This is a genomic window from Mycobacteroides sp. PCS013 (genome assembly GCF_049532645.1).
Lineage (GTDB): Bacteria > Actinomycetota > Actinomycetes > Mycobacteriales > Mycobacteriaceae > Mycobacterium > Mycobacterium gwanakae.
This window is the reverse complement of sequence record NZ_CP150131.1, coordinates 3245801-3261794: the sequence shown is the minus strand read 5'-3', so window position 1 is coordinate 3261794 and position 15994 is coordinate 3245801. Positions and strand designations below refer to the sequence as shown.

Sequence of the window (15994 nt, the reverse complement as noted above, 5' to 3'; positions counted from 1 at the left end):
ACTTTGCCAGCATGGACACTGGTCGACGGGGGTTCACGACCGCGCTGAGACATAATATTGCATTTGTTCCGGCTAAAAGCAACCATGTCGCTTCCGTGAGCGATGTTGGCGGCGTGATGGATTCAGTGTTCTCCATGTGAGGGAAGGCCGCGCTTGTTGTCGCATTTCTGATGCAGGGCCGCAACAGCATCGTCCACGGCCTGAACTTGCGCGGCGGAAGCCCGGCCGTTATTCAAGGCGGTCTGCAGGTCGTCCATGGCGGTCAGGAGAGTTCGCGTGTCCGGCCGAATGTCGGGGCTGCCCCACACGTCGGGGTACCAGAATGTCGCGAACCCCACGGTGTTGAGCAGGGGAATCACCCTGTTGTAGAGCAAATTCAGGCGATCCACATCCCGTTGGGCGCTGCCGGTGCGGACGGCCTCCGAGGTCAGGGCAATGCGCGGGCCATAGGTCTCCGTGATGTCACACCACGAGTCGTATGCGCGGGCATCCGGTGCGGTGGGCAGCCCCACGATGAGGCAGGCGATCATCGCCGATGTCAGAACTCGGACAGAGTTTAGATTGCGTCTCATGTTGATGGGTTCTCCCGTCGCTGCAGCTCAGGCGTGGATCCTGCGCAGTTGTGCGATACCAGGCCCTGCGCCACGGCCTGGTATTTGAGAACTTTGAGTGTCTCCTGGCTGCGTTCTACTTTGATACAAAATTCAAAATTTGCCTAGAGAGGCGTGGCGCTCTGTGTCATGATGTGGACTCGTGAGGCCACGACGCGGTGGTGGGTATCGCTGCCGGCTGGGCGTTACCTACACGAAAGGGCAAGTAGGGCAAGTGTTTTTGTTCCCATGGGTGATCCGAATGATGTCGGGCCGGCCTGCTTGGCCAGGGGTTGCGGTCTGATGCGAGCACATGACCCGGTGATCGTGGATGCGGTCCGGACGCCTGTCGGCAGGCGTGGCGGGAGCCTGAGCGACTGGCATCCGGTGGACTTGTTCGCGTTGACGCTACGCGGTCTTGCCGACCGTAACCCCATTCCACTGAGCGACATCGACGACGTGATCGCCGGGTGTGTTCTGCAGTACGGGGAGCAGACGGGAAACCTAGCGCGACATGCGGTGCTGGCCGCGGGACTACCCGAATCGGTTCCAGGTGTAACGATTGACCGCCAATGTGGTTCTGGCCTGCAGGCAGTGAGCTTCGCGGCGCAGGCGGTGGCCTCGGGTATGCAGCGCGTGGTGATCGCAGGTGGCGTGGAGTCCATGTCCAGGGTGCCGATGCCGCCCGCGATGGTGCCGGGCGCACCGCTCGGGCCGCAATACTCGAATGAGGAGAAGTCGCGCTATAACGGCCAGTTGACTGCTCAGGGGCCGTCCTCTGATCTGCTCAATGTCACGTTTGGGGTGAGCCGGGCTGAGCTGGATGAGTTCGCCGCGCGTAGCCATGAACGAGCCGCGATCGCCTGGGGTGCGGGTTGTTTCTCCGCCGATGTCGTGCACCCGCCCGGCCATGAGCCGGCGTGGATGGACGAGGGCATCCGCCGGACCGTTGATCGAGCCAAGATTTCGAGCCTCAAGGCGGCGTTCGCACCCGATGGCACCACCACCGCCGCTAACTCGTCACAGCTCAGCGATGGTGCCGCTGCGCTGCTGATTACCGACCGCCGGTACGCGGAGGGAAGGGGACTCGCTGCGCGGGCGCGATTCTGCGCACTTGCGGTGGCCGGATCGGACCCGGTTATTCAATTCACCGCGATCCTGGATGCCACCGACAAGGCACTTAAAACTTGCGGTTTGTCGATCGGCGATATCGATCTGTTTGAGGTCAACGAGGCGTTCGCAGGAGTGCCGTTGGTGTTCCAGAAGGTCTTTGGCGTGCCGATGGACAAGCTGAATGTCAACGGGGGTTCGATTGCCGTCGGGCATCCGTTGGGCGCAACCGGCGCAAGGATGCTCACCGACTTGATCGGTGAGTTGGAGCGGCGCGATGCCCGACGGGGTTTGTTGACGATTTGCGAGGCATCGGGCACCGCCAACACCGTGATTGTGGAGCGGATGATCGCGTGACGGCCGGCCCGCCATGGAGGTACCGGAGATGCCGTCGATGACGGATGTGTTGGCGCCAGAGAGCGCAGCGGTACCGGAATCGATGGATTCCCGTCTCGCGTTGGTCGCTCAGCCGGTGAAACCTGGGAGTGTTCGTCCGTGGGCAATTCGGGCGGCGATCCGGCGCTTCGTCACCCGGTTGACCCTTACCAGTATTGCGACGGTTGGCCGGTCGGTGCAGTTGTCGGCCTCTGCACTGCGTTACTTGGTTATCGACTCGGTTCGGTTGCGATTGCCGTTGGGGGAGACGCTGACTCAGGCGTGGTCGTTGTTGACGGTGACGGTGTTTCCAGCCGTGCTGATGGCGATTCCGTTCGGAGCCATCATCACGATGCAGACCGGCGGAATCCTCCACGATGTGGGTGCGTCGTCCATGGCGGGGGCGGCCAGTGGACTGGGCATCGTCCGGCAGGGCGCGCCAATGGCCTCTGGATTGTTGATGGCGGGGGCAGCGGCTTCTGCTATTGCCTCGGATCTCGGAACCAGAGCCATCAGGGAGGAGATCGACGCCATGCGGGTCATGGGAGTAGACCCGGTGCAGCGCCTCGTGGTGCCGCGATTGATAGCGATGCTGGTGATTGCACCGGTGATTCTCGCGACGATTATCTTGGTGGGCGTTGGATCCGCATTTTTCATCGCGGTGCGGTTGACCGATGTGAGTCCTGGCAGCTTCTGGGCCTCGTTCGGCGCGTTTGCCACCGTGACGGATCTGATGTTCGCGCTGGTCAAGACATTGGTCGCGGCAGCGTTGGTGGCATTGATCGCGAGCTTGAGGGGCCTGGAGGCACACGGCGGGCCGCGGGGTGTCGCCGATGCGGTCAATGCCGCCGTGGTTCTGAGTGTGGTGACGTTCGTTTTCGCGGCGCTGATCTTGACGCAGCTGCAGACGATGTTTTTCCCGGAGCAATTCGCGTGAAACCGGCGGTCGAGGTTGCGCGGTATCGACCGTTGTCGAGGGTTACCGTCCCGGTAGAGCGCGCGATCATTCGCCCGACGGCTGATCTCCTGGCCACGCTGGGTCGGGTGACTTTGTTTGTCGGTACCACGATCTGGTTGTTGCCGTCGACGGTGCGCTGGTATCCCAAGCAGACGGTCAAGATCTTGAACAATCTTGCGTGGGGACGAGGGGCGCTCATCGTCGACGGCGGAGTGGTCTCGACGATGCTGCTCATCGGGTTCGGAATCGGGGCGATGGTATCCATTGAGGCATTCGCGGCGATGGACATGATCGGTTTCGGGGCACTGACCGGTGTCGTAGGCGGATTGGCCAACGTGCGTGAGATGGGGCCGATCGCGGCGGGCATCGCGTTCGCGGCACAGGCGGGGTGCCGGATGACCGCGGAGGTGGGCGCAATGCGGGTGTCCGAGGAGATTGACGCGATTGAATCGCTTGGTATTCGGTCGATTCCGTTTGTGGTCGGCACTCGGCTACTCGGGGGCATGCTGTGTGTTGTCCCGGCGTATCTGGCGACCTTGCTGCTGAGTTTTGTGGTGAGCCGAACCCTGGTGACGGTGGTGCACTCGCAGTCCCCGGGCACCTATCAGCACTACTTTGTCCAGTTCTTGGATCCGATGGGGCTGGTGTACTCGCTGGCCAAGGCGGTCGCGTTCTGTGCAGCTGTCACTCTGATTCATTGCTATTTCGGCTTTTTCACTACCGGTGGCCCGGCGGGTGTGGGGGTGGCCAGTGGGCGTGCGATCAGAGCCAGCTTGGTGATGATCATTGTGCTTGATCTTGTTTTGTCCGTTGCTATGTGGGGTCTGTTCCCCCAGTACGTGTTTAGAGGCTGACATGTCCGAGTTGGTACGTGGCACCGATGCGCAACAGCGCCGGACTTTGGTTCGTGTGGGTGCCGGGCTGGCGGCGGTGGTAGTGCTGCTGGCGGCTTCGATCGCGGCGAGACCGGCTGACCGCCTTTTGGGCACCTTGGATGTGGTGCTGTCCACTCCGACCGTAGGTCAGGGCATCAACGTTGATTCCGTCGTGATGCTCCATGGTGTTTCGGTTGGCTCGGTGGTCGCGATGGACCACCGGCATGGACTGATGGATTTGCGCATCCGATTGAACCGTAACCAGATTCGGGGACTAACAGACTCGTTCGGATTTGACTTCAGGCCGCAAAACACCTTTGGAGTATCCGCGTTGAGTATCACCCCGCGCGAGGGCGGGATCCCACTGGTCGACGGCCTGCATATCGATCGTTCACCGGATATCAATGCCACCATGTCGCAGTTACTCAACAGCGGCATCGCGGTGGTGACGGGGGTGCTGACCGATGAGCTTGTCCGTTTCATACGTCGTGCCACCGAGTACACCGCCGCGTTGGCACCCCTCATCGAGACCGGGCTGGTGCTCACCAGCCTTATCGCCGAAATTCAGCAGGGAGAGTCAGCGGATCTCCTCGCCAGATTCAATGACATCATCGAGCCGTTACCTCTTCTGGTGGACTTGAGCTTCTCGTCCGTGCACAGGTTCCGGTACCTCAAGGGATACGAGTACCCGGTCGCGGATATCGGAGTCACCCTGGGTTCCATCGATCAGATCAATCTGGGGCTGTTCGGGCCGCTCGGTGACATCCTGGCCAAGCATCGGACCGAGCTGACGCCAACGACCGAGATCGCCCGCTCGTTTGCCGATGCAGTGACGTCACTGGTGCAACGCTCGCGCGGTTCAGTGCGGCTCGACAAGGCGCTGGCGGGCCTCGGCGAGATGTACAACGGGCCTGACAGCAAGAGATCGGTGAAGTTCCGGCTGTTGTTGGAGCCGTTGCCTGTATTGCAGTCAGCCATGCCGGGGCCCGCAGATCTGGATGGGAACGGGACACGATGACCGCGGCCCAGCGCGCGCTTGTCTATCTATTGGCCACCGCGGTACTGACCACATTCGTCTATGTGGTGGTCGTCAACGGGTTGCGCAATCCGGTGGCGACGCCGACCAGCCACTATGACGCGTCGTTCAGCGACGTCTCGGGTTTACGGGTCGGCGCCGATGTCCGCAGACAAGGAGTTCAGGTGGGCAAGGTGATTTCGATCGCGGTGGCTCGTTCCGGGGACGGCAACATCGCCGAAGTTGGACTGGATCTGTCGCACGAACAGCGGGTGACCACTGCGACGCGCTTGAGCGTGAAGTTTCAGAATCTGACCGGGGCCCGGTACATCGACATCCGCGATGTGTCGGGAGTTCCGGCAATGGCGATAACGCAAATCCCGCTCCGGCAGACGGCCGGGTCGTTCGACATCACGAGCATTTTCCAGGGACTCGCACCGATCCTGCGTACGGTCGACCCGGCCGATATCAATGCCCTCACCGAGAAACTAGCGATCTTTCTCGACGGTGACGGTGCCGGCGCCGCCGATCTGTTGGACAGCATTCGCGCGCTTGCGGTGACTACGGGCGATAGGCAACAGGCCATCAGCACTCTTGTCGACAACATCGCCGTATTCGCCCGACAGTTACAGGGAAGGTCGGCGGCCGCGATGAAGAACCTGGCCATCTTGGAGAACATGACGAGAAAACTCATGCCCGCGGTTCCCCAATTTGGCCCGCTCGGAGAATACGGCCCGACGTTTGTGACCGCGTTGAACCGACTGCTGTGGTTGTTGGGGCTACGCAAGGGGGCTGTGCTCGATCAGCGGTTTGATGTGTTGCGGGCCAACCTGTATCGAGTACCCGAGTTCTTCGAGCGAATGCCGGGCGCGTACAGCGGATTGCAGCCGATGCTGAGACACCCGGGCTCGGATCTGAATTGCACCAACGGACAGCTGGCCCTCCCGCCCATGGTGAAAGTCTTTCTCGGCGATGAACAGGTGGTGCTATGCAATCGATAGCCAAGTCCATCCAACGCCTGGTCTCCGACCCCCACAATCCGGAGGGCGCGCGAGCTCGGCAACTTATCGTGGGGCTCGCGATTTACCTCGTGGCCGCGGTGGTGGCGGCAGGTGTCGGCTATTTCTATCTGGCACCGCCGGATCGCCGCGGCGTGTCCTTTCTGATCACTGATGCCGCTGCGATCAAGGTGGGAACCGAGGTGCGTGTTGCCGGGGTGCCTGCCGGGACGGTCGAGGCGGTGCGGCTTGGTGCCGCCGCCGTCCGTGTCGACTTGAGTGTCGATGACGGGATCTACCTGGGTGATCAAACGGCCGTCGATGTGCGGATGCTCACCGCGGTGGGCGGCTACTACATCAACCTCAGCTCTGGAGGATCGGTTCCGTTGGGCAGCAGAGTGATTCCGGTCGAGCGCACACGCGCTCCATACAGTCTGACCGAGCTCCTGGCCGACAGCGGGGAAGCGGCCCGCCAGGTTGATGCCCGTCAGCTCGGTGCGAATCTTGACAGTCTGGCTGGCGCATTGGAGGCGAAACCGAGGTCGGTCACCACGATTGTCGACGGCGTCAAGGGCGTCGCGCAGATCGTCGATCACCAGCAGGATCAGCTGCGCTCTATTCTCGATGCAAGTTCTGAATTGCTCCACGCCGGCGTCGCGAATGGTGCGGTGCTGGTGGCGTTGGTGCGCCAGGCTTCGATACTGGTCGCGACCCTGGACACGTACAAGCTCGGCATCGCGGGTGCTGGAGTCGGGATCTCGAAGCTGGTTGATGCGCTCGTGGTCGCGACAGACTTCTACCAATCACATCGAGACTGGTTGTTGGACAGCCTGAAACGGGTGAACAACGCCCTCAATACTATCAACACCGATATCCCCCGAATCATCTGGAACTTGGGGAACTTCGTCACCAATGTGCGTGCGGCCGTGTCACCGGGAGGGATGCGGCTCGCGCCGGAACTTCCGGTACTGGCGACCGATATGTGCGTACCCATCCCGGGGCGCACATGCTGAGTCGAACGCTCACCGTGCGGTGGCTGCCCATGCTCTTAGTGGCCGCAACGGTGGCGGCCGGCACCTCATGCTCGGTAGTCGAGCGTTCCGGGCAGACCGTTTCGCCCGGGCAGGGGTCGACGGGCTACTGCGTCACTTTGCGTGATTCTACCGGGCTATATCCCGGTAATGCGGTGTCCCGGATGGGCGTTCCCGTCGGTCAGGTCGATCGTGTCGAGGCTTCGGCGACCTCCGTGCGGGTCACGTTCACACTCGACCGTGGCATGACAGTTCCCGATGATGTCTTCGCCATCACGCGGGCCCCTACCATCCTGGCTGATCGCACCCTCGAACTCACCGGTGGCCGCGCGGCGGCAGCGTTGACGCCAGGGGCCTGTATTCCCTTGCAGCGCACGGAGACCGCCAAGAGTATTACCGAGAGCACCGCGGCCATCACCAATGTGGTCAGACAGCTGTCCGATACGGGGCGCGGTAGGGCAGTGGATCGGCTAGTCGTCGCTGCCGCCGCACAGCTTGAGGGGGCCGGGCCAGGTATGCGTGATGCGCTGTCCAGCTTCGCGGGTGCGGTGAGCGACCCGAGCGCATTGGATGCCGATCAATTGATCCGGGACATCGCAACGACGATGAGGGGTATCACCGTTAACTGGACAGAGCTGGACTCGTTGTTGCGGCTGGCTCCCTCGGGTTTGGACTCGTTGTCGCTCGGGCTCTTCCAGGCTGTCGCGAGCCTGATCGGCCCGCGGCTGAACCCGATCATCCAGGTCCTTCTGGATGTGGCCACCCATTTACACGACATCGTTTGGAACACATTCGATACGGCGACCGCTACGGTTCAGCTGCTCTCCGAGCACACCGGCGTCATCGTGATGTACGCAGGCACATTGCCGAACATCATCGACGGGATACGCAACTTCTGGGCGCGTGTGCGCACTCGCGAGATACCTGCTGTGTCGCCCAGGGTCGAGGCCGGACCATCGGATAACGGAATGGTGTGCTCGCGTACCGATTTGGACCCGCGGGCCAAGGACCATTGTGGGTTCTTTTACGGAGTGCCTGACGGTGTCACTTCGGTAGATCTTCTTCAGCTCGTTCTCAACGGGGGTGTCAAAGGTCCATGATGTGGATGCGGCGACATGTTTCGCTAGTGTGGATGGTTCTGGTGGCAATCAGTGTCGCCGGCTGTGGGCTCAATCCCGTCAAGATGCAGCCGCCGACCTTCGGTGGGACACCGACGATGCGGGTGGTGCTGGAGTTCAGCAGTGTGCTGAATCTGCCTGCGGGGGCAAAGGTCACCTACGAGGGTGACAATGTCGGATCTGTCCGGTCGGTCGTTCTTGAAGGTGGCGTGGTTGCCGTCACCACGCGTCTGGATCCCCAGGCGCGAATACCAGCCGCCAGCACGGCAGCCATAGTGCAGGACACTGTGCTGGGCGATTCCTATGTCAGCCTCGGAAGACCCGCGGGTGACGGAGGTGGGCCATCGCTGAGTGATGGTGCGCGGATTCCTGTGGGACGTACTCGCCCACCCGCCTCGATCGAGGACATGATGGCCAGCCTCGCCACGTTCATCGGCACTGGGTCGATCCAGCGTTTGCAGGAAATGCTGCGGAACATCAATGCCGCCATGCCACAGAACGCGGACGAGACTCGAAAGGTGGCCGCGACCGTCGCGCGAGATCTGCGCAGTCTGGCGGGCAGCAGCGCCGAGGTTGATCGCGGCATCGACACCCTCAGTGCGCTGGCGACCAGTCTGAGGAATCAGGCCGGTGTTCTCGACGATTTCCTGACTGCAGAGTCGGTGGACTTCTGGACCAAGTTTTGGTCGGCGATTGGTGGCGTGGTGGGCGTGCTCGCCGCATTGGGCGACATCTTCGGTAGAGGCGCCTGGCTGGTACCGCTTCTGGACTCGGTTTCCACGGCGCTGGAGCAGACCGGGCCGCCGGGCGGGGGCTCCACGATCGATACCTTCACCAATCAGACGCTGCTGCCTTTCCTGCTCAACCCGCAGATTGATATCACCGAGGTCACCACACCCGATGGCACTGACCGCACCGCCGACACCAGGAATGTGTTGGCCAAGCTAGGAGCACTTCGTTGATCCGGAACGCTATTTCGATCTGCGCGCTGCTAGCGCTGCTGGTGGTGTCGGCCGTGCTGATCGGACAACAGGGCGTTCCGTGGCTGACTTCCGATGACGGCGTGCAGCGAGTCCATCTCCAGGTGCGTGATTCGGCGGGCCTGGTGCCACATTCGCGAGTGCTGCTGCGCGGTGTACCTATCGGAAAGGTCAGCGCCCTCAATGCGGATGCCCATGGTGTCGCTGTCGAATTCGAGTACCCGTCCACTATCCGGGTGCCCGCAGACAGTGAGTTCCGGATCGAGAACCTCTCAGCGCTGGGCGAGACCTATCTGTCCATAAAACCTGCCGCCGACGGCGGGGCATACCTGGTCGATGGGCAACATCTGACCGCAGAGCCCGGCACCGTTGCCGGAACCATTGGTGAGGCCGCCGTCGCTCTGACACAACTTCTCGGTGGCCTCAACCCAGACCTGGTCGATGGGATCGTCGGTGAACTCAGTACCGCACTCTCCGATGATTCGGCGCCTGCCCTGTTGGGCAATGCTGGTCGCAACTTTCAGACTCTTGTGGCGTCACGAAAGGATGACCTGCGCGACGTCCTTGCCCTGACCCAGAGTTTGTTAAACAAGCGCGACGTCATCGCACCGTCTCTCGTGGATTTCAAACGCGTTGCCCCGAACTTCTTCGACAACATGCAGACCGTGGTCGAGGGTGCGATCGTGCTGCTGTATCAAAGCGGAAAATATCCTGATGACATCAGGAATGGGGCCGGCCAGGTGCTGGGACGGCTGCGTCAGTTCGTAACGGATGTCGGCCCTGACCTCTACAACCTGACCGAACCGTTGCTGCCGCCGCTGCAGGCCACAGCGGCGGCGTTGACGACGTTCGATACAAGCCGGTTGCTGGACAGCGCAATCGATTCGGTTTCGACACCGGGCGCGTTCACCGTGCATGTGGTTCAGAGCCGTGAGTCAGACACGACGCGTTAGCAGGGCCGACCGCAGTTGTGCCTAATTCCCCGCGCGCAGTGCCGAATCCACGCCGCCAACATCTGTGATTCTCCAGTTGTCGTTCTTGTTGACGGTAACGGTGTATGTGGCGGTTGACTGAACGCCGTCAGGGGCCTGCGTGTTCTTGGTCATCACGCTGACGAAGCAATTGACCACGAAGACACCGTCGCGATCCGAGCGGGTGGTGGCCGTTATCGGGGTGGGAGCGGAGGTCCACTGCAACGGAACGATGATCTGCTCCATGGAGGAGGCCGCATCCTTCAGCTTCTTGGTCAGCTCGGGCGAGGTGTTGGCGGTCAGTTGTCTGGTCCAGCCAGGGATGTCCTTGTAGTCCATCTGAGCAGCACCCTTGGCGTAGTTCAGGGCGACATCCTCGGCGTGGCGGCGAGATGACGCGGCATCCTGCACGGCGTTCAACTCGGATCGTGCGGCGGCTACCGATCGCTGACTTTGGTGCCACAGCCAGCCCAGCCAGCCGCCACCCGCCAGCGAGAGCGCCAGTAGTGCAGACATCACGACGACATCTCGTCGCACCGAAAAAGTCAATCGTTGTTGAGGTACCCCCACTGCGGGCTCGTCGCTGGTCGTTGAAATAGCTTGTCCGGCAGAGGTTTCTTCCCCGTCTATTGACGTTGTGACGGTTTCACTGCGAGTCGGGGCATCGGTTACCACGGGAGTCCTTTCTCGGCGGTTAGCCGGCCACTGCCGGTGTGTCCCATTCGGCGTGATGCACTGGGCAACCTCGCTGAGCGCCGTTGCACACATCGCAGCTATCCCCATCGACGAGTCCGGTTGCTGCGCACTCTCCGCAATTCTCCAGCACCCGTTCACATTTGGCGCATACTCCGTCTTCGGGTGCAATGGCTACGCGCGGACTGCGGGTGCGGAAATCGCCGGAGTCAGCGCGATCCGATGCATGCTGGGCCTTAGCCTTACGTAGCGCGTCTCTGGCCGATTCCACAGTGATGTCATCGGGATGGACGCCTTCACGCCGGAATGCCTCGATGGCGAAGGGTGCATATCGAAGTGCCAGGGGGAGGCGATACCTGGCGCCAATCTGATGTGCCACGCGTAGTGCGGCGAGTAGCCGTCGGTAACGTCGGCGGTCTCGGGCCGTCCAATATTCCGACAGTCGAAGTCGGTCCAGTAGTTCCGGCTCCATGTGGCCCATTGTGGTGATGCGAAGAACCGCAGCGATCATGGGTGCGGCCAACTGAACCGGGCGGCGCAATCGGGGCGGCGCGGCCCGCACGATGTAATCGGCGGTCTTGGCAGACCCGGCAGTGTATTGAGCGATACCCATGTCGATGAGTTGGTTGGCCTTGACGTCGGCCAGGTACTTCTCGAAGTCGGCATATGTCGTGGGTTGCGCGCGATCGTCCACGCCGTAGAGAGAGAACCAGAACTTACTCTCCTCGAAGATTTGTTCCTTCTCTTCTCGAGACAAGGCGATCACTCCAAGCTCGCTGGTCCGATATATCAGCTCGAAGAAGGTGACGTGAGCCCAATAGAACGTTTCGGCGTCGATGGCGTGGTATCGCCGACCGTTGGGCATTTCGCCTTTGATCGACTTGTGGAAGTTGCGGATCTGCACCCCGTATCGGGTCGCGTGTTCCGGGCTGCCGTACAACACTCCACCGATGGTCTTCAGGGTGTTGGCAGCACGCTCACGCAAGGACCGGAAATCGCCCTTGGACACCAGCACTGAGTGGTCGGACACTCCCTGCCCGAGTTGTGGCCACATGTTTTCCAGGATTGCCGCGCGCTGACCGGTGGTGAGCATGACCGACAGGCTGCCCATGTATTTCCATAGGAGCGAGTGTGGTGGAACTGCGTGCTGGGCCCTGTCTTTCGGGCGCAGGCTGTCGTCGTTGGGCCGGTCGGGGATCCTGGTGCCGGCATGGTAGGTGTTGTTGCCCACCCTGGTCTCCATCGTCACCAGGTCCGGTTCGTCGATTGCCGAAGTAGGCGGCGGCGCCACATCAGTCATCCAAAGACTCCTCGCTGAATCAATTATTAGAAAGAGTCTCACGCCTGATATGGAACGTCAACTCTTTCTGCAGATCATAATGCCAAAGAAGAGTGGAGAACTCTCTATATGGAGTCATTATTGAGATGATGACTCATCATCGACTGTTCTTCTGTGGGCCTCTTCGGTGATGATCTCGTGCAGGTTCTCGAAACCGATCCGCTGTAGCTTTTCAAGCCGGCGCAAGACGGGACTGGGCGTCAGCAGTGCCCTGAACTCGGCCCAGGTGTCGACGGTCAGAAGGGAGCCGGCCACAGCGGGTTCGACGGCGAGATCGCATCCTGCGGATTTGAGTAGCCTGCTGGATGTGATCCGCCACCGACAGCCAGAATCCGTCCAGTGATAGTGACTCGTCATGCGGTCCCGCACGCCGAAGGCCGAAGTCGTGGTTCGTACTTCGGCGGGCAACCCGTCCGCATCGCGCCGGGTGACGACGGTCTCGATGTCAATGATCGCCCACGCCGGAAGGTAGGGCTTTGTCAAAGTGGGGAGGGCCTCAACATCCTGCAGGATGTTGATTACCGCGGCCGGTTCTACCGGCAGGAGCCATCGATAACGGTCGGAAACTCTGCGCGCCATCGTTTTTCAGCTCCTTCGCGAGGCTGGCCCTGCGGGCCCCTACCGCGCCTGTGGGGAGTCCAACGAGCCCTTGGATTACCGGTGCATTAGCCGCAGCAGTCCGGAGATCAGCCCGGTTGATTTGGCCATGATCCGTGGGGTCATGAGAGGGCTGAACGAAACCGGTCCTCGGTAAGTCACAAGCGCGCGGGCATGCGAGAAGTTCTGAATGCTGTACTTTCCGTGGTAGTACCCGTACCCACTGTTACCCACGCCGCCGAACGGCATGTCCGCGGCAGGCATCATGTGCAGCATGAATTCGTTGCAGTTGACCGAACCGCTTCGGGTGCGATCGATCAGCGCCCGCTTACGTTCGTTGTCGGGTCCATACCAATACATCGTCAGCGGGCAAGGCCGGTCGTTGATGAACGCGATGACGTCGTCGAGGTCTTCGTAGGTATAGATGGACAGGACGGGCCCGAATATCTCGTCCTCCTCGATGGTCATGCCGGGCGCCAGGCCAGTAATCATGGTGGGTGGGATTTTTCGCGATTCGCGATCGGGCAGATTTTCGCGTTGGGGGATGTGCTGGTGAACTGTCGCGCCGAGTTCCCGGGCATCCTCGATGTGCTCAACGATGCGGTTATAGTTCGCGTCGTTGATGATCGAGGTGTAGTCAGGATTCTGGAGGACTTGTGGGCAGGCACGTTGCCAGGTCTGCAGGACATGTGTGACAAAGTCCGGCAACATTCGTGCCGGAACGAAGACATAGTCCGGACTCAGGCATACCTGCCCGCTGTTCAGAAGTTTTGCGGCGGCGATGCGGCGGGCCACACGAACAATGTTGGCGTCCTGATCCACCACTACGGGGTTCTTGCCGCCCAGCTCCAGTGCGACCGGTACCAGGTTGGCGGCGCAGTCACGAGCTACTTCGCGCCCGATTTCCGGTGAGCCGGTGAAGAAGAACGAGTCGAATGGAAGTCTCGAAAATGCCGATCCGGGGCCATATTCCGCGGTGATGACGCTGACTTCTGTGGAATCGAAATGCTTGGCGACTGCCTTGGCCAGAACCTCACCGGTGCGGCGCGTCACTGAGGATGGTCGAATCATCACCCGGTTCCCGGCCGCAATGGCCCCCGCAGCGGGCACCATGGACAGCTGGATGGGAAAGTTCCACGGCCCGGCAACCCCGACAACACCCAAGGGGGTAGGTCTGATTTCCTGGGACAGGCCAAGCGCGCGGCGTAGTGGATGAGGTGTCTCGGCTTTGATCCATCTCGGCAGAAAGCCACGCAGTTCAGCGATTTCACCGACTGTGTACATGATATCGCCACCCAATGACAGGGCACGGGACCGTGTGCCGAAGTCGGCGTCGATTGCGGTTGCCAGTTCCTCGGCGTGACTTGTCAGCGCGTTCTGTAGCCGTGCGAGGCGATCGCGGCGGGTTTCGATGCTTGGCACACCCTCATGGAGGAATGCGTCCTTCTGTGCCCGCACCAGTACATCGAGGCTCGATGTACTGGTGTTGGTAGGAGACGGTGTGGCCAGGGTCGGCTCGATCAGGGGCATGTGCCCTCCTTACGATTTCGTTTCGTGGGCCAGTGAGTCGGCCGCAATCTGCCGGTCGTCGAGTTCGTCGAGCGTCGACTTGGTGACCTTTCCGGTTCCTGTGCGTTTGAGATCGTCGACATAGACAATGTCGCGAGGCACCCGTGATCGCGATAACTCTTGCGATACATAGGCTTTGATCTCATCTGGGCTGGGCCCGGGATTGTTGGCCAATACGACGTATGCCTTGAGTCGCTGACCGAAGTCGGCATCGGCTACCGGCACCACTTTGGCGTCCCTGATATCTGGATGCCCCAGTAGTGTGCCCTCAACCTCCTCGGGAAAGACATTTTCGCCGCCGGACACGATCATTCCGTCGCTACGCCCGATGACGAACAGTCGGCCGAACTCGTTGAAATAGCCGGTGTCCCCGGTCTTGAGAAGATTCCCACGGGTCTCTTTGCGGCGGCCATCGGTGTACTGGGGTGAGGTCATGAAGCTCCCGACGTAGATGTCGCCGACCTCGCCGACGCCGGCTTCGGTGTCACCGGAGTAGATCTTCACGGTCACGCCGGTTGGCGGTGAGCCAGCCGATTCCGGATCGGCTATCAACTCGCCCGGAGTGGCGATACTGATGAATGCCGCCTCGGTGGCGCCGTAAAGGTTGTGCAGAACCGATCCGAACTCGTCGCGTACGGCTTCGACGAGGGCGCCTTCGAGACGTGCGCCACCGGATCCGATGATGCGGATCGCCTTGTGGTCGATCGGTGCGAGTGCCTCGTGTCCAAGGGATAGCAGCCTGCGAATCATGGTGGGCACCAAAATTATTGCGGTACAGCGATGCTTGGCGACAAGTTCGACTGCGCTGCTTGCAGCAAAGCTTGGCTCGAGCACCAAGGTCGCGCCGAGTGCCAGAGCTGAGCCTGCGCAAATCGCTCCCCAGCCGTGATAGACCGGTGGAGCGAGAAACACGACGTCGTTGGGACGGAACGGGATCTTCTCGAAGAAGCCGGCTCCGGCAGCGAGGGTGGGGCGCTGGCCGTTCCCTCCGGTACGACTGCTTCCCTTTGGCGCGCCGGTACTTCCACTGGTGAGGATGACGAGCTGGGGCGCGTACGCCGGTCGCTGTGGACGGCCGGCTGCTGACTTGGCGGCCAGGGCCGCCAAGTCGTCGTCACGCGGACCGGGAGTGCTCCGTGCCGCGATCACGCGGGACACCCGCGGATCGAGTGCCTGCAGGCGTTCCTCGAAGGCCTCGTCGTGAATAAGCAGGTGTACACCTTCGCGGGTGCACACCTCCTCGATCTGCTTTCCGCCCATATCGGTGTTCATCGCGATGACCTTGGCTCCGACGCCAATCGCACTCAACAGTGCGATAAAGGTGTGCCGACTGTTGCGGGTCATCATCGCGATGACCGGTCGATTGTGCCCGCGCAGTATCGAACGAAGTCCGATGGTGGCCGCAGAACACAGCTCTCCGAGCTTGCGATAGGTCAGGGAGCCCTCCGGGTCAATGATCGCAACTCGGTCGCCGTGCAGGTGCCCCAGGATGGCGCCGCTGGCGGCGGGTCCGCTGTGCAGGGCCTCCCAGGCAATGGCCGGTAGTGCCCGAGCTGAGGGTAGGGCGCCGGCTGCTCTTAGGGACTGGAACCCGTGCCACTCCCGTGCGATCCCGGATCGGACTGCGCGTACAACGCCACCCATACAGCCTGCCTCGCTCCTCCGGGGTGCCCGGCAGTACCCAGGCACCTTCTTTCGATGCAACAGATTTACAAGAACATATCATGACCTCATTTCGCTCACCGGGAAGATCTTTGGTCCGAATGAGGCTGGGA

The 15994-nt window shown here is 61.3% G+C and carries 15 protein-coding genes; 9 read left to right on the top strand and 6 right to left on the bottom strand.

The features are described 5' to 3' along the window. Positions 1-122: 122 nt before the first annotated feature. A complete protein-coding gene (locus tag RHO23_RS16370; protein ID WP_123771748.1) occupies positions 123-572 on the bottom strand; it encodes a hypothetical protein in 450 nt (149 codons plus the stop codon). A gap of 321 nt (positions 573-893) precedes the next feature. On the opposite strand from RHO23_RS16370, the gene RHO23_RS16365 reads away from it, so the two are divergent. Genes RHO23_RS16365 through RHO23_RS16325 form a run of 9 tightly spaced genes read left to right on the top strand, consistent with a single transcriptional unit; the run spans position 894 to position 10003 of the window. Continuing rightward, on the top strand, positions 894-2057 hold the full coding sequence (locus tag RHO23_RS16365; RefSeq protein ID WP_070942077.1) for a thiolase family protein: 1164 nt from the start codon (positions 894-896) through the stop codon (positions 2055-2057). A 37-nt stretch (positions 2058-2094) separates the two neighbouring features. Next, positions 2095-3012, top strand: coding sequence for an MlaE family ABC transporter permease (locus RHO23_RS16360; protein ID WP_234798220.1), 918 nt, complete (start codon positions 2095-2097; stop codon positions 3010-3012). 32 nt (positions 3013-3044) lie between these two features. Beyond that, positions 3045-3887, top strand: a complete 843-nt coding sequence (locus RHO23_RS16355) for an MlaE family ABC transporter permease (protein WP_423489242.1) — start codon at positions 3045-3047, stop codon at positions 3885-3887. A gap of 1 nt (position 3888) precedes the next feature. Further along, positions 3889-4926, top strand: a complete 1038-nt coding sequence (locus RHO23_RS16350) for a hypothetical protein (protein WP_070941442.1) — start codon at positions 3889-3891, stop codon at positions 4924-4926. Next, complete coding sequence (locus RHO23_RS16345) at positions 4923-5924, top strand: MlaD family protein (RefSeq protein ID WP_070941441.1); 1002 nt, start codon at positions 4923-4925, stop codon at positions 5922-5924. The genes RHO23_RS16350 and RHO23_RS16345 overlap by 4 nt, the downstream gene beginning before the upstream one ends. Further along, positions 5912-6934 (top strand): MlaD family protein, encoded by a 1023-nt coding sequence (locus RHO23_RS16340; RefSeq protein WP_070941440.1) that lies wholly within the window; start codon positions 5912-5914, stop codon positions 6932-6934. The genes RHO23_RS16345 and RHO23_RS16340 overlap by 13 nt, the downstream gene beginning before the upstream one ends. Next, a complete protein-coding gene (locus RHO23_RS16335; protein WP_070941439.1) occupies positions 6928-8052 on the top strand; it encodes an MlaD family protein in 1125 nt (374 codons plus the stop codon). Before RHO23_RS16340 ends, RHO23_RS16335 begins: the two co-directional genes overlap by 7 nt. Before the next feature lie 41 nt (positions 8053-8093). Further along, positions 8094-9032 (top strand): MlaD family protein, encoded by a 939-nt coding sequence (locus tag RHO23_RS16330; protein ID WP_164687566.1) that lies wholly within the window; start codon positions 8094-8096, stop codon positions 9030-9032. Next, positions 9029-10003 carry an MlaD family protein gene (locus tag RHO23_RS16325; RefSeq protein WP_070941437.1) on the top strand — a complete coding sequence of 325 codons (975 nt, stop codon included), beginning with the start codon at positions 9029-9031 and terminating at the stop codon, positions 10001-10003. Before RHO23_RS16330 ends, RHO23_RS16325 begins: the two co-directional genes overlap by 4 nt. 21 nt (positions 10004-10024) lie before the next feature. Here the strand turns inward: RHO23_RS16325 and RHO23_RS16320 are convergent, their stop codons facing one another. From RHO23_RS16320 to RHO23_RS16300, 5 genes are all read right to left on the bottom strand, one after another. Further along, positions 10025-10537 (bottom strand): hypothetical protein, encoded by a 513-nt coding sequence (locus tag RHO23_RS16320; RefSeq protein WP_206193555.1) that lies wholly within the window; start codon positions 10535-10537, stop codon positions 10025-10027. A 178-nt stretch (positions 10538-10715) separates the two neighbouring features. Next, a complete protein-coding gene (locus tag RHO23_RS16315; RefSeq protein WP_070941436.1) occupies positions 10716-12014 on the bottom strand; it encodes an oxygenase MpaB family protein in 1299 nt (432 codons plus the stop codon). A gap of 117 nt (positions 12015-12131) precedes the next feature. Next, complete coding sequence (locus tag RHO23_RS16310) at positions 12132-12632, bottom strand: hypothetical protein (RefSeq protein WP_070941435.1); 501 nt, start codon at positions 12630-12632, stop codon at positions 12132-12134. Between the two features lie 75 nt (positions 12633-12707). Next, entirely contained in the window at positions 12708-14180 is a 1473-nt protein-coding gene (locus tag RHO23_RS16305; protein ID WP_070941434.1) for an aldehyde dehydrogenase family protein, read from the bottom strand. Positions 14181-14189: 9 nt separating this feature from the next. Beyond that, a complete protein-coding gene (locus RHO23_RS16300) occupies positions 14190-15863 on the bottom strand; it encodes an AMP-binding protein (protein ID WP_423488051.1) in 1674 nt (557 codons plus the stop codon). Positions 15864-15994: the final 131 nt, after the last annotated feature.

What these genes read in the sequence shown, in the direction of transcription:
- RHO23_RS16370 (WP_123771748.1), bottom strand. Translation starts at nt 572, where the DNA reads ATGAGACGCAATCTAAACTCTGTCCGAGTTCTGACATCGGCGATGATC.
- RHO23_RS16365 (WP_070942077.1), top strand. Translation starts at nt 894, where the DNA reads ATGCGAGCACATGACCCGGTGATCGTGGATGCGGTCCGGACGCCTGTC.
- RHO23_RS16360 (WP_234798220.1), top strand. Translation starts at nt 2,095, where the DNA reads ATGACGGATGTGTTGGCGCCAGAGAGCGCAGCGGTACCGGAATCGATG.
- RHO23_RS16350 (WP_070941442.1), top strand. Translation starts at nt 3,889, where the DNA reads ATGTCCGAGTTGGTACGTGGCACCGATGCGCAACAGCGCCGGACTTTG.
- RHO23_RS16345 (WP_070941441.1), top strand. Translation starts at nt 4,923, where the DNA reads ATGACCGCGGCCCAGCGCGCGCTTGTCTATCTATTGGCCACCGCGGTA.
- RHO23_RS16340 (WP_070941440.1), top strand. Translation starts at nt 5,912, where the DNA reads ATGCAATCGATAGCCAAGTCCATCCAACGCCTGGTCTCCGACCCCCAC.
- RHO23_RS16335 (WP_070941439.1), top strand. Translation starts at nt 6,928, where the DNA reads ATGCTGAGTCGAACGCTCACCGTGCGGTGGCTGCCCATGCTCTTAGTG.
- RHO23_RS16320 (WP_206193555.1), bottom strand. Translation starts at nt 10,537, where the DNA reads ATGTCTGCACTACTGGCGCTCTCGCTGGCGGGTGGCGGCTGGCTGGGC.
- RHO23_RS16315 (WP_070941436.1), bottom strand. Translation starts at nt 12,014, where the DNA reads ATGACTGATGTGGCGCCGCCGCCTACTTCGGCAATCGACGAACCGGAC.
- RHO23_RS16310 (WP_070941435.1), bottom strand. Translation starts at nt 12,632, where the DNA reads ATGGCGCGCAGAGTTTCCGACCGTTATCGATGGCTCCTGCCGGTAGAA.
- RHO23_RS16305 (WP_070941434.1), bottom strand. Translation starts at nt 14,180, where the DNA reads ATGCCCCTGATCGAGCCGACCCTGGCCACACCGTCTCCTACCAACACC.
- RHO23_RS16300 (WP_423488051.1), bottom strand. Translation starts at nt 15,863, where the DNA reads ATGGGTGGCGTTGTACGCGCAGTCCGATCCGGGATCGCACGGGAGTGG.